Annotated in this window: 12 protein-coding genes; 4 read left to right on the top strand and 8 right to left on the bottom strand. The window is 71.9% G+C overall.

Going from position 1 to position 12,119, the window contains the following annotated elements; translation table 11 throughout:
* The first annotated feature begins 64 nt into the window (after positions 1–64).
* On the top strand, positions 65–1,513 hold the full coding sequence (locus tag ABZV77_RS31945) for a penicillin-binding protein 2 (protein WP_356264360.1): 1,449 nt from the start codon (positions 65–67) through the stop codon (positions 1,511–1,513).
* A gap of 68 nt (positions 1,514–1,581) precedes the next feature.
* On the opposite strand, the gene ABZV77_RS31940 is transcribed toward ABZV77_RS31945, so the two are convergent.
* The 5 genes from ABZV77_RS31940 to ABZV77_RS31920 all read right to left on the bottom strand — a co-directional run bounded on the left by ABZV77_RS31940 (position 1,582) and on the right by ABZV77_RS31920 (position 5,162).
* Positions 1,582–2,361: a hypothetical protein gene (locus tag ABZV77_RS31940; protein WP_356264357.1), complete on the bottom strand. Its 780-nt coding sequence runs from the start codon at positions 2,359–2,361 to the stop codon at positions 1,582–1,584.
* Positions 2,358–2,702, bottom strand: a complete 345-nt coding sequence (locus ABZV77_RS31935; RefSeq protein ID WP_356264354.1) for a PadR family transcriptional regulator — start codon at positions 2,700–2,702, stop codon at positions 2,358–2,360. The genes ABZV77_RS31940 and ABZV77_RS31935 overlap by 4 nt, the downstream gene beginning before the upstream one ends.
* A gap of 44 nt (positions 2,703–2,746) precedes the next feature.
* Positions 2,747–3,478 carry a CPBP family intramembrane glutamic endopeptidase gene (locus tag ABZV77_RS31930; RefSeq protein WP_356264351.1) on the bottom strand — a complete coding sequence of 244 codons (732 nt, stop codon included), beginning with the start codon at positions 3,476–3,478 and terminating at the stop codon, positions 2,747–2,749.
* Positions 3,479–3,589: 111 nt separating this feature from the next.
* Positions 3,590–4,414, bottom strand: coding sequence for an HAD family acid phosphatase (locus ABZV77_RS31925; protein ID WP_356264348.1), 825 nt, complete (start codon positions 4,412–4,414; stop codon positions 3,590–3,592).
* 154 nt (positions 4,415–4,568) lie between these two features.
* Complete coding sequence (locus ABZV77_RS31920; protein WP_356264345.1) at positions 4,569–5,162, bottom strand: TIGR03086 family metal-binding protein; 594 nt, start codon at positions 5,160–5,162, stop codon at positions 4,569–4,571.
* A 133-nt stretch (positions 5,163–5,295) separates the two neighbouring features.
* Here ABZV77_RS31920 and ABZV77_RS31915 point away from each other — a divergent pair, with 133 nt between their 5' ends.
* Complete coding sequence (locus tag ABZV77_RS31915) at positions 5,296–6,501, top strand: MFS transporter (RefSeq protein ID WP_356264342.1); 1,206 nt, start codon at positions 5,296–5,298, stop codon at positions 6,499–6,501.
* Here the strand turns inward: ABZV77_RS31915 and ABZV77_RS31910 are convergent.
* The 3 genes from ABZV77_RS31910 to ABZV77_RS31900 all read right to left on the bottom strand — a co-directional run bounded on the left by ABZV77_RS31910 (position 6,476) and on the right by ABZV77_RS31900 (position 10,034).
* Entirely contained in the window at positions 6,476–7,822 is a 1,347-nt protein-coding gene (locus ABZV77_RS31910) for a S28 family serine protease (RefSeq protein ID WP_356264340.1), read from the bottom strand. The two genes, ABZV77_RS31915 and ABZV77_RS31910, sit on opposite strands and share 26 nt — an antisense overlap.
* 62 nt (positions 7,823–7,884) lie before the next feature.
* The gene (locus ABZV77_RS31905; RefSeq protein ID WP_356264523.1) at positions 7,885–9,057 is read right to left on the bottom strand and encodes a hypothetical protein; all 1,173 of its coding nucleotides are present in this window, start codon (positions 9,055–9,057) and stop codon (positions 7,885–7,887) included.
* 17 nt (positions 9,058–9,074) lie between these two features.
* Positions 9,075–10,034, bottom strand: coding sequence for a 5-dehydro-4-deoxyglucarate dehydratase (locus tag ABZV77_RS31900; RefSeq protein WP_356264337.1), 960 nt, complete (start codon positions 10,032–10,034; stop codon positions 9,075–9,077).
* A 228-nt stretch (positions 10,035–10,262) separates the two neighbouring features.
* Here ABZV77_RS31900 and ABZV77_RS31895 point away from each other — a divergent pair, with 228 nt between their 5' ends.
* Entirely contained in the window at positions 10,263–11,072 is an 810-nt protein-coding gene (locus tag ABZV77_RS31895) for an NAD(P)-dependent oxidoreductase (RefSeq protein ID WP_356264334.1), read from the top strand.
* 233 nt (positions 11,073–11,305) lie between these two features.
* On the top strand, positions 11,306–12,076 hold the full coding sequence (locus ABZV77_RS31890) for a DeoR/GlpR family DNA-binding transcription regulator (RefSeq protein WP_356264331.1): 771 nt from the start codon (positions 11,306–11,308) through the stop codon (positions 12,074–12,076).
* The last annotated feature ends 43 nt before the right edge of the window (positions 12,077–12,119 follow it).

The following is a 12,119-nucleotide window of genomic DNA, read 5'->3' as shown; positions in this document are numbered from 1 at the left end:
AGAAAACGGTCTCAAGCACACCAGAAGGGAACGAAACCCTTCCCTCCGCTCGTCCTCCCACGGGATGAACAAGACGATCAGGCACGCCTCGGTCTTCGCGCTGGTGCTCGTGCTCGCCCTGCTGCTGCGGGCGACATGGGTGCAGTTCCACGACTCGAAGGCGCTCGCGGACGACAAGCTGAACCGGCGGAACGCGATAGCGCAGTACGCGAACCCGCTGGGCGACATCATCGTGGGCGGTGAGGCCATCACCGGCTCCGAGCGGACGAAAGGCGGAGACCTCGCGTACAAACGCACGTACAAGAACGGCGACCTCTATTCGCCCATCACGGGCTACAGCTCCCAGGTCTACGGCGCCACCCAGCTCGAAGGCATCTACAAGGACCTGCTGGACGGCACCGACAACCGGCTGAAGAACCCGCTGGACGCCCTCACGAACAAGCGGGCCGACCCCGGTGACGTGATCACGACGATCGATCCCGCGGTGCAGAAGGCCGGGTACAAGGCGCTGGGCGACACCAAGGGCGCGGCGGTGGCCCTCGACCCCAAGACCGGCAAGATCCTCGGCATGGTCTCGACCCCGTCGTACGACCCGTCGAAGATCAGCGGCTCCACGGACTCCGAGGCGTGGCAGAAGTTGACCACCGACAAGGAGAAGCCGATGGTCAACCGCGCCATGCGGCAGCCGCTCCCGCCGGGCTCGACCTTCAAGCTGGTGGTCGCGGCGGCGGCTCTGGAGGACGGGCTCTACGGCTCGGTGGACGCCAGGACGAGCAGCCCGAACCCGTACACGCTGCCCGGCACGCGGACGGTCCTCAAGAACGAGAACCAGTCGGCTCCCTGCGAGAACGCCGACATCCGCACGGCCCTGCAGTACTCCTGCAACAACGTCTTCGCGAAGATGGCCGTCGACCTGGGCCAGGACAAGGTCAAGGCGATGGCGGACAAGATGGGCTTCAACACCGACAAGCTCGACGTGCCGGTGCGCGCGGGCAAGAGCGTCTACCCGTCCGACATGGACAAGGCGCAGACGGCGCTCAGCGGCATCGGCCAGTTCGACGTGACGGCGACGCCGCTGCAGATGTCGATGGTCTCGGCGGCCATCGCCAACGGCGGCGTGCTGACCAAGCCGCACATGGTGTCGCAGGTCAGCGACTCCGGTGGCGACGTCCTGGAGAAGTACGACGACGGCGACTCCCAGCGCGTGATGGACGAGTCGGCCGCCGAGGGCCTGCAGTCCGCGATGCAGACGGTCGTCGAGAAGGGCACCGGCACGAACGCGAAGATCAGCGGCGCGACGGTGGGCGGCAAGACCGGTACGGCGCAGCACGGCGAGAACAACAGCAAGACGCCGTACGCCTGGTTCACGTCGTACGCCAAGGGCAGCGACGGCAAGCAGGTGGCGGTCGCGGTGATGATCGAGTCGTCGAGCGCGGCGCGCGACGAGGTCAGCGGCAACGGCCTGGCGGCGCCGATCGCGAAGGCGATGATGGCGGCGGCGCTGAAGTCCTGAGCCCTGCCGCCGGTCCTGACCCGCGTACCCGACGTCCCCGAGGCGCCGCCCCACCCGTCCCCCGCGGGTCAGGGGCGGCGCCCGCGCCACATCTGCAGGGCCCACACCACGGCGGCGACCGCTCCCGCCCCGGCGAACAGCCCCACCACGAACCCGGCACCGGAGCTCGCATCGCCGTCGTCGACGGCCACCGAGACGCCCGCCACGACCGCCGCGAGGGCGAGCACGGCAAGCAGCGCGTAGAACTTCCGGCTGAAGAAGCCGGACCGCTCCGGCACCGGCGGCGGCGACTCCACGCGGGCCGCGGGCCCGAGGCTCGCCGCCCGCGGCCGCTTGAACCAGGCGTAGATCACCCAGGTCCCGCAGGCCTCCCAGCCGTCGGGCGCGAGCCGCTCGTCGAGCCCCTCACGTCCGCGCGTGACCAGCTCGCGCCGGTACTCCCAGCGCTGCGGCTGCGCCACGTCCCGGTGGCTGACGAAGCGGCCGATGGCGTCGACGCGCTCCACCTCCCAGCCCTCGTCGCCGAAGCGGTTCAGGAGCTCCTCGTCGAGGTAGATGTCGGCGGTCCAGCGCCAGGTCTCCACCGCATCGCCCGGCGCCTCGCCCGCCGCCCGCGGTGCCCGCTCCCCCGTGGCGGGCACCAGCTGGGCGGCGAACTCCTCTGCGGGCCCGAACTCGGCCTCCGCGTCCTTCGCCCCGGACTCCTCCAGATGGGCGGCGAGGTCGGTGACGGTCGCCTCGACGCGGTCGGCGGGCAGACCGTGCGCCCGCAGCCGCTCGGCGAGACCGATGAGGTAGCCGTCCCGCTCGTACTCGTACTGCGCGTTGGTGGCAGATATCGCGTTCATCGTGGTTCCACTCCCGCCTTCGCGAGGACTTCGCGTACGGATCCGTTGAAGGCGAGCCACAGCCCGCCCTGTTCGCCGAGGGTCTCCCGCCCGGCGTCGGTGAGCCGGTAGTAGCGCCGCCCCGGCCCCTTCTCGGTGGCGCGGAACTCCGCGGCGACCAGGCCGGCCTCCTCCAGGCGGTTGAGGACGGGATAGAGCGTGCCGCCCTTGATCTGGCCGAAGCCCGCGGCACCGAGCAGCTTGGCGATCTCGTAGCCGTAGCTCTCGCCGTCGGTGAGACTGGCGAGCACGAGCAGGTCGAGGACGCCCTTGAACCAGCTGGCGCGGCGGTCTGTCGTCACTTCGGGTCTGCCTTTCGGGCGGCGGACGTTCGGGCGGCGGGTCCTCAGGCGGCCTGCACGGCGCGCGGCTTCTCCGGCGCGGGCAGCGTCAGATCGCGCACGGAGAGGACGACGTGCACGGCGACGGGGAGCAGGAGGCTGCCCGTGGCGAGGTAGAGGGCGGTGAGCATGGCGCCGAAGAGCGCGAAGACGAGGACGCCCTTGCGGCCCTGGTAGAGACCGGCGACCGCGTAGACGAGGACCGAAAGGGCCGCCGCCGCATAGAGGTCGAGGCCGAGCGCGCCGACGCCGAAGGCGATGAGGAGGCCGCGGTAGACGAGTTCGGCGCAGAGGCCGTCGGTCACGGCGACGGCGATCGCGAGCCTGCGCTCCTCGGCGGTGCGCGGCAGCATCGCCTCGATGGCGGCGAGCCCCGGCACGTTCTTGCCCTGCCTGGCGAGGTCGTGGAAGTTGCGTCCGGAGGCCACGGCGATCGCGGTGGCGAGCAGGATCCCGGTCACGACGTACCCGGGCCGCTCGGGCGCCGTGAGGCCGAAGTCGGCGGCGCCAGTGCCGGGCGAGAGCAGCAGGGCCGCTGCGGCGAGGGCGGCGAAGGCCCACCAGAGGGTGAGGACGAGCCCGAAGTAGCGGACCAGGGCGCGGGGTTCGGTGTCCCTGCGGCGGGCCAGCGAGCCGTACATCCGGCGTCCGGCCCACGGCTCGCCGACGAGCAAGTAGACGGCGAGCGTGGCCGCGACGGCCGTCGATGCGGCCGAGAAGTCCGGCGAAATGGTCATGTGAGTCCCCCAACCCTGAGCGTCTGAGCTACCTAGACCGTAAGGCGACCTAGTCAGGATTGCAACCTATCTCGCTGTGCCGACTTCCCGGCCGCGGCGTCGACCGGGCTCCTAGCCCACGAAGTACGTCGGGTTGGGGAGCTTGTACGTCTTGTCCGCGTAGGCGCCCGCGAGGTCGGAGACCTGGTCGCCGAAGCTGCCGACGATGTTGTAGCCGGTCGACTCGATGTGCTTGCGCGTGCCTTCCTTGAACTGGACGGTGTCGCACTTCCAGGCGTCCGGCGTGGCGCAGTGGCTGAGGTAGGCCGGGGGGTTCGCCTTGTTCTTGGTGAAGACGTGCGTGCGGTCCAGCGACGTCCCGTAGCCCGCCTTGGCGAGGTTGGTGACGGCACCCTCGCGCTGCGACTCGGCCAGGCCCGTGAGGAAGAAGACCTCGACGCCCCGGCTCTTCGCGTACTTCACCAGCTCGGGCATGCCGAACACGGCGGGGCGCTTGGCCGCCTTGACGTACGCGTCCCAGCTGTCGTTGTTGTACGTGAAGTTGGTGGACTTCTCGTAGTCGAAGCTGAGCAGTGCGGTGTCGTCGACGTCGAGGACGATCGCGGGCTTCTTGCCGCGCGCGCCCTGGCCGCCGTGGCCGCCGTGGCCCTGATGAGCCTTGCGCGCGGCCTTCTTGATGTCCTTCTTCGCCTTGGCCTGGATGCGGGCCAGGTCCTTGGCGTACGGGCTGTCGGGCGAGGACTTCCAGACGCCGTCGGCCCCCTTGGTCGCGCCGTAGTACTCGTCGATCTCACCGACGAGGAGGCCTATGTTGTGGGGCTCCTTGGTGGGCCGCGGCCGGGCCTGGTCGGCGGTGGCGGCGCCGGAGGCGTAGAGGGCGGCGCCGGCGACGGTGCAGGCAGTGGCCAGGCCGGCCACGCGTAGGGACTTGCGCATGTGTTGCGTCTCCGCATCAGGGTTCGGGCAGGTCAAGGTCTGTCTACGCGCATCAACCCGGCCATGGGGAGACCATGGACCGACCCTTTACCTGATCCATACCTGGACCCGCCCTGGCCCGGGGGCCCCGCCCGGCCCTGGCTGCACGCCCGACTCAGGCCCCCGTCCCCCAGCCGGGATCCCGCCCGCTCAGCCCGATCACCCTGTCCAGCAGGGGCGCGTCAGCGGGCACCGGCACCGGCGTTCCGAACAGCCCGCCCTCACCTCCGTCTTCGCTGCTCTCGGCCGGTGTGAGCAGCGCCTGGGCCGCCCCCAGGCTCGCCTCGTCGGGGTCGTACTCCTGGCCGGTGGCGCGGGCCAGGTCCCAGCCGTGCACGACGAGTTCGTCGATGGCGACGAGTCCCGCGACCTCGCCGGGCAGGTCGAGACCGCCCGCACGCGTCATGCCCTGCCAGGCGTCGGGGTCGCGCCACGCACGGGCCAGCCCCGCGAGCGCCTGCGCCAGCTCGGGCCGCCAGCCCGGGGCGACATCGGGCAGGGAGCTCCCGGGGGCCGTGTCCAGCGCGGGGCCGAACTCCTTGCGAGCGGCCCCCTGGAAGGCGTGGGAGAGGCCGATCATGTGGCCGAGGAGGTGGCGCACCGCGTAGTCGGGGCAGGGGGTGGGCGCCGAGAGCTGTTCGTCGGTGACGCGTTCGGCGATCCGGGCCACGAGGCGGGCCTGCGGCCCCAGGTCGAGCATGTCGGTCATGAGAGGTCCTTCTGAGTCGGCGAAGTCGGTACGTCTCCCCTTGTAGACCCGCCGCGCGCCGTGAAGTCATCGCCACCCTTAGGGAAGCCGCCCGATACCCCCGCAGGGGCCTTAGGAACCAGCATCACCAGGCATGACAACGACGATCGGACGCGTCCTGCGGGACCGCAACGCGGGTCTGTACCTGGGCGCCGTGGTGGTCTCCGGGTTCGGGACCTCCGCGCTGTGGCTGGCCTCCGGGATCTGGGTGAAGGAGCTGACGGGCTCGGACGGGCTCGCCGCGCTCTGCCAGTTGGCGATGTGGGCGCCCACCTTGGCGGGCCCGCTGCTCGGCACGCTCGCCGACCGCACGCGCCGCAGGCCGCTCCTGGTGGCCGCGAACCTGGCGCTCGGCGCGCTGCTGCTCTCCCTGTTCGCGGTCGACGGCCAGGACCGCCTGTGGATCCTCTTCGCGGTCCTCCTGGTGTACGGGACGTGCGGCGTCGTCACCGACGCGGCGGAGGCGGCCCTGGCCGCGACAGCCGTCGACAAGGACCTCCTGGGCGACTTCAACGGCCTGCGGATGTCCGCGAACGAGGGCATGAAGCTGGTGGCGCCGCTCGCCGGGGCGGGCCTGTTCGCCGCGTACGGGGGCGCCCGGGTGGCCCTCCTGGACGCGGTGACGTTCGTGCTCGCGGCGGGCATGTTCGCGCTGCTGCGGGTGCGGGAGAGCGCACCGGTACCCGACCGCACGCCCCTGCGGGCGCGGACGGCGCAGGGAGTAAGGCACCTGTGGGGGCACGAGCGGCTGCGGCCCCTCGTGGTGGCGGGCGGTCTGACGATGCTGACCTCGGGCATCAGCGGCGCGCTGGTCTACGCGATCGTCGAGGGCCTGGGCCGCTCCCCCTCGTACACGGGCGTCCTGTACGTCGTGCAGGGCGCGGGGTCCGTCGCTGTGGGGTTGGCGTCGGGGGCGCTGATGCGGCGGTTCGGGGCGCGGTGGTTCGGCGGCGCGGGCATCGCCGTGACGGGCCTCGCAGCGGTGCTCACCGCGGTCCCGAGCGACGCCGCGGTCATCGCGGGCAGCCTCACGAACGGCATCGGGCTGCCCTGCGTACTGATCGCGGGCCTGACGGCGGTGCAGCGCGAGACGCCGGACGCGCTCCTCGGCCGGGTGGCGGCCACCGCGAGCACCTTGATGTTCGCGCCGACCGCGGTCGGCATCGCGGCGGGCGCGGCGCTCGTGGAGAGCACCGACTTCCGCATCCTGCTCCCGGTCCTCGCGGGGGCGCGGCTGCTGATCGCCGCGCCCCTGCTGAGGCCCCGGGCGCGGGTTACTTCACGTCGGCCCAGCGCTTGATGGTCGCGACCGCCTTCTTCTGTTCGGCCGCGGGCAGCCCGGCGATCGACGCGCCGTGGTTGGCGCCGGGCACCACGTAGCGGTACGAGTCGTGGCGGCTGGGGGTGAACTTCTCGGCGCTCCACGGGTCGTTCTCGCCGTAGACGAACATCATGCGCTGGCCGCGCTTGTGCACCCAGCGGTCGACGTCGGCGATGGTGTGGTTGTTGTACGTGCCCCGCATGGCGGCGGGCAGCACCGAGTTCGGCTGGTAGATGCCGGGGTGGCGGCGGACGCCGTCGAGGTGTTTGAACCTGAGGTCCGCCCAGCCGAGCTGGGTGGCCGCCTGGCGGTAGTAGGGGCCCGTGCCGTTGGTGCCGAGCTCCTGGTCGCGGTAGACGCTGAAGCCGTGGTCCTTCGACCACTTCCAGAGCTCGTCGTCGCCGGTCTTCTTCGCGTCGGGGACGGTGGCGCAGTCGGCCTCTGCGCCGCTCTGCCAGAAGTTCCACACCTGGTCGAGGGCCGCGAACTCGTAGGCACGGTCCGTGGTGCCGAGGGTCTGGTCGAAGGTGTATCCCTCGGCCGCCGCTTCCTTCTCGAACCTGGGCAGCAGGGCATCGCGTCGTACGAGCATCTCGCGCTGCACGGCGTTCAGCGCGGCCCGGCACTCTTTCGTACCGACGGTCTTGAAGAAGCGCTCGTAGCCGCTGTCGTCGCGGTTGTCGGCGTCGTTGGGCGCGACGAACGCGACGACCGCGTCAAGGTCCTCGGGGTAGAACCGCTCGTGGTACGTCGCGGTCATACCGCCCTTGCTGGCGCCGGTGCCGAGCCACTTGCCCTTCTCGATCCCGCGCAGGGCCTGAGTGAGGCGGTGCTCGTCGGCCGCCTCCTGCTCGACGGTCATCTTCGACCAGTCGTCGCCCGCGGCGCCCTTGGGCCGCGACTCGGCGAAGTAGCGGTGCTCGACGCTGACCTGGTTGGCGTCGATCAGCTTGGTGAGAGCGGTGGTGCCGCCTGCGAGGGTGTAGCCGCCGGTGTAGAGGACGGTCGGCTTGTCCGTGGCCTTGTGCCAGAGGGTGGCCCGCTGCGTGAAGGTGGCGCCGTGCGGCTTGCGGTGGTCGACGGGCTGTTCGTACGTCAGCGTGTAGAGGGGGTGGCCCTCCTTCTCCGCGACGGAGACCACCGTCATGCCCGGTATGCGCTCCAGGCGGTCGCGGACGTCGGACCCGGCGGCTTCCTGTCCGGTGGCCGCCCGGGCGGCGGCGGGCACCGCGCCGCCGAGCACCGCCGCGCCCGCCATCACTCCTGCGCAGACCAGCGCGGATATCCCCTTGTTGCGCACCTTTTCCCCCTCTGTCCCCTGATACAGGAGTGATGGTTGTGGTGCGCGGATCGTATCGGTGATCACTCCGTGGGCGACAGTGCCTTCGTGACGAGGGCCAGGTCCGCGTCGGAGGCCAATCCGGCGTGGTAGAGACGCAGTTCGGTGGCGCCGAGCTCCGCGGCGCGTGCCGCATCGGCGGCGAGGGTGGCGGGGCTGCCGCCCATGCCGCTCACCACGGTGAGGTTGGCGGCGAGGACCGCTCCCTCCCCGGCCCGCGCGGCGAACGGCTCAAGCAGGTGCGCGCCGCCCGTGCAGGGCACGACCACGCCGTCGGCCACGGAGAGGATGTGCGCGGGGTCGACGCCCGCGTTCGCACCGCAGTGGTAGGCCACCGGGTCGGCGTGGAGCAGCACCTGGAACCCGGCGGGGGCCGCTGCGCGGACGGCGCCGACGACGGTCTCCTGGAGGGTGCGTGCGGTTTCCTCGCGCCACGCGCGCGTGGCCGCCGCCCGGTCCGCACCGAGGAGCTTCTCGACGGCCGCCCAGCCGTCGGCTTCCTCGCCGCCTCGCCAGAGGGGCTCCAGGGCGCGGCGGACGGCGTCCGCCAGCTCGTCGGGGTCGGTGCCGAGTGCTGCGTACCCCGCACGGCAGGAGGGGCAGAAGCAGAGCGACATCAGGTACTGCCCGGCCTCGCCGAGGGGGACGCCCGCGATCTTGTCGTGGGCGTGCAGGTGCGCGAGGCCGTACCAGCCGCAGGACTCCAGCTCGGTGCCGCGCGTGCCGGTCCCGGGGCGTACGGCCGCTTCCGCCGCCAGGTCGGCCAGGTACGCGCGCGTGGCGGGCTGTGCGATGCAGGGCGCCCAGGGGTAGCGGTCTCCGTAGGCGTTGACCACCGAGGTCGCCGGGTGGTCGTCGCCCAGGCGGGAGTTGTGGGCGAGGACGACCCAGCTGTGCACGTCGAGCCCGGCGTCGCGCAGGGCTTGCGCCGCCTCTCCGTAGGCATCGCCCCGCGCCCAGTCCCCGGCCGCGTACGGCCGCAGCTCGCGCTCCTGCCAGTGGTCGCCGGGCGGGTAGAGGACGGCGGCGTGCGCGGCGGTGACGATGCGGTGGCGCGGGTGCCGCGGGGTCAGCGCGCGCGTGGAGTGGTAGGCGGCGGCGAGGGTGACCTGGCGGACGCCGAGGCGGGCCAGGCGCCCGGGGGCCTCGGGGTCGCCGACGACGTCCCACGGGTAGAGGAAAGCGGCGGCCTTCATGCGGAACGCGGCGGCCTTCATACGGTGCCCTTCGCGTCCCCGAGCAGCGCACGGCCCTGCTCGACGAGTTCGGCCAGCCGCTTGACGTGGTCGTCGGCGGGCTCGTGCAGCGGCGGCCGCACGGGGCCGACGTCCAGGCCGCCGAGCCGCACGCCCGCCTTGACGAGGGAGACCGCGTAACCGCGGCCGAGGGCGCGCAGCTCCACGAAGGGCCGGTAGAAGCCGTCGACGAGGCGGTTCACGACGGCGTCCCCCTCCGGCGTACCGGCGTTGAACGCGCGGTGGAAGGCGAGTGCGATGTCCGGCGCGAAGCAGAAGACGGCCGAGGAGTAGAGGGTCACGCCGATGCCGCGGTAGGCGAGGCCGGTCAGCTCGGCGGTCGGCAGGCCGTTGAAGTACAGGAAGTCGCCCGGCACTTCGCTGCGCACGGCGCTGACCGTGCGCTGCATCAGGTCCATGTCGCCGAGGCCGTCCTTGAAGCCGATGACGCCGTCCGCGCGGGCGAGTTCGACGACCGACTCCGGGGTGAGGACGGCGTTGTCGCGCTGGTAGACGATGACGTCCAGGGAGGTGGCCGCGGCCAGTTCCGTGTAGTGCCGGACGAGCCCCTCCTGTTCGGCGACGACGAGGTAGGGGGGCATGGCGAGCAGCCCGTCGGCGCCCGCCTCCTCGGCGAGGCGTGCGTACCGCACGGCGAGCGCGGTGCCGTATCCGGCGCCCGCGACCACCGGCACCCGCCCCGCGGTCTCGTCGACCGCGGCGGCGACGCACTCCTGGAACTCCTCGGGGGTCAGGGCGTGGAACTCGCCCGTGCCGCAGCAGGCGAACACAGCCGCCGCACCGGCCTCGATGCCGTCGCGCACATGGGCGCGGAAGGTGTCCAGGTCGAGAGCGCCGTCGGGCCCGTACGCGGTGACCGGGAAGAACAGCGGCCCGCTGGGGACGCGGAGTCGGGAAGCGAGGGGGGCTGACGTCACGGGCTCTCCCTAGGCGTGCACGGTTCTGATTCACGTCCATATTTCTGAACGCCACCACGCTAAGGCGCCCTCTTGGGGCCGGTCAAGCGGATGAACTCCCCGCGGACGAGCGGACTTGCCGCCTCCGCGGCCTACTTGACGCCGCGCGACGGAGATCCTTAACTTGACGCCCATCCAAGAGTGTGAATTCTGTACGCGCATGAGTACGCGTCGCCCGAGGAGACCCGCATGCCCGCTCCCCGCACCGTCCTGCTCACCGGCGCAGCCGGCGGCCTCGGCACCCTGATGCGCGGGCTCCTGCCCTCGTACGGATACGACCTGCGCCTGCTCGACGTGCGCCCCCTGGCGGACGAGCCGGGGGCCGTCACGGCCGACCTCGCCGACCGGGACGCCCTGCGCGAGGCCGTGCGGGGCACCGACGCGGTCCTCCATCTCGCGGGCATCTCCCTGGAGTCGACCTTCGACAAGATCCTCAAGGCCAACATCGAGGGCACGTACAACCTCTACGAGGCGGCCCGCGAGGAGGGCGTCCGGCGGATCGTCTTCGCCTCCTCCAACCACGCCGTGGGCTTCACCCCGCGCCCGCAGGGCGACGACCCGCTGATCCCGGTCGACACCCCGCGCCGCCCCGACACCTTCTACGGCCTGTCGAAGTCATTCGGCGAGGACCTGGCCCGGTTCTACTGGGACAAGCACGGCATCGAGACCGTGTCGGTCCGCATCGGCTCGTGCTTCCCCGAGCCGTCGAGCGTGCGGATGCTCTCGGTCTGGATGAGCCCCGGCGACGGGGCCCGGCTCTTCCACGCGGCCCTCACCGCCGAGGACGTGCGGCACACGGTCGTGTACGGCTCGTCGGCCAACACCCGCCTGTGGTGGGACCTGTCCTCCGCGCGTGCGCTCGGTTACGACCCGCAGGACGACTCCGAGGACTACGCGGAGAAGCTGGTCGCGGAGCAGGGCGAGCTGGACCCGGCCAACCCGGACCACGCGCACCTGGGAGGCCACTTCTGCACGAACCCGCCGGTGTGGCCGTACTGAGGAATCCGCGCCCGCTCGCCCCCATTCGGGCACCGAACGGGCGCTTCCGCCCCCACAAACGGGCACGCCCGAGGCCGGTCCCACTGGCCGTCGCCCCGCCAAGCGGGCAGATACGGGCATCATCGTGCCCGCTCGGAGCCTGGTAACCCCCCTTGTCCGCGCTGTAGAACTTCCCCACAGGGCCCGAACGGGCACCGCGCAGACCGCAGACCCAGGGGAAGAAGGTGGCGCCGATGACCGCGGAGGAACGTCAGCGGCGGATCGTCAACGCGGCCCGGCACGCGGGGTCCGTCGACGTGACGGCCCTCGCCGGTGAGCTCGGCGTCGCCAAGGAGACCGTCCGCCGTGACCTCAGGGCCCTGGAGGACCACGGCCTGGTCCGCCGCACCCACGGCGGCGCCTACCCCGTGGAGAGCGCGGGTTTCGAGACCACCCTCGCCTTCCGCACGACCATGCACGTGCCGGAGAAGCGGCGCATCGCGGCCGCCGCCGCCGAACTCGTCGGCGACGCCGAGACCGTCTTCATCGACGAGGGCTTCACCCCGCAGCTGGTCGCCGAGTCGCTGCCCGGCGCCTCCGCGGGCCGCCCGCTCACCGTCGTCACCGCCTCGCTGGCCACCGCGGGGGCCCTCGCCGAGGCCGAGAACATCACCGTTCTGCTGCTCGGCGGCCGGGTGCGGCCCGGCACGCTCGCCACCGTCGACCACTGGACGACCCGCATGCTGGCCGGGTTCGTCATCGACCTGGCGTACATCGGCGCCAACGGCATCTCCCGCGAACACGGCCTGACGACCCCCGATCCCGCGGTCAGCGAGGTGAAGGCGCAGGCCATCAGGGCGTCGCGGCGCACGGTGTTCCTGGGTGTGCACACCAAGTTCGGGGCGACGAGCTTCTGCAGGTTCGCCGGGATCGGCGACCTCGACACGATCGTCACGAGCAGCCGTCTGCCCGCGTCCGAGGCGCACCGCTACTCACTCCTGGGCCCGCAGGTCCTGCGCGTCTGACCGCACCCCCGCACGCCCTCCCCTGCCCCCTCCCCCTCCCAAT

This window comes from Streptomyces sp. NPDC004732 (genome assembly GCF_040609235.1).
Classification (GTDB): Bacteria; Actinomycetota; Actinomycetes; order Streptomycetales; family Streptomycetaceae; genus Streptomyces.
The sequence above is the reverse complement of the archived record's forward strand: the minus strand, read 5'-3'. Positions and strand labels throughout refer to the sequence as shown.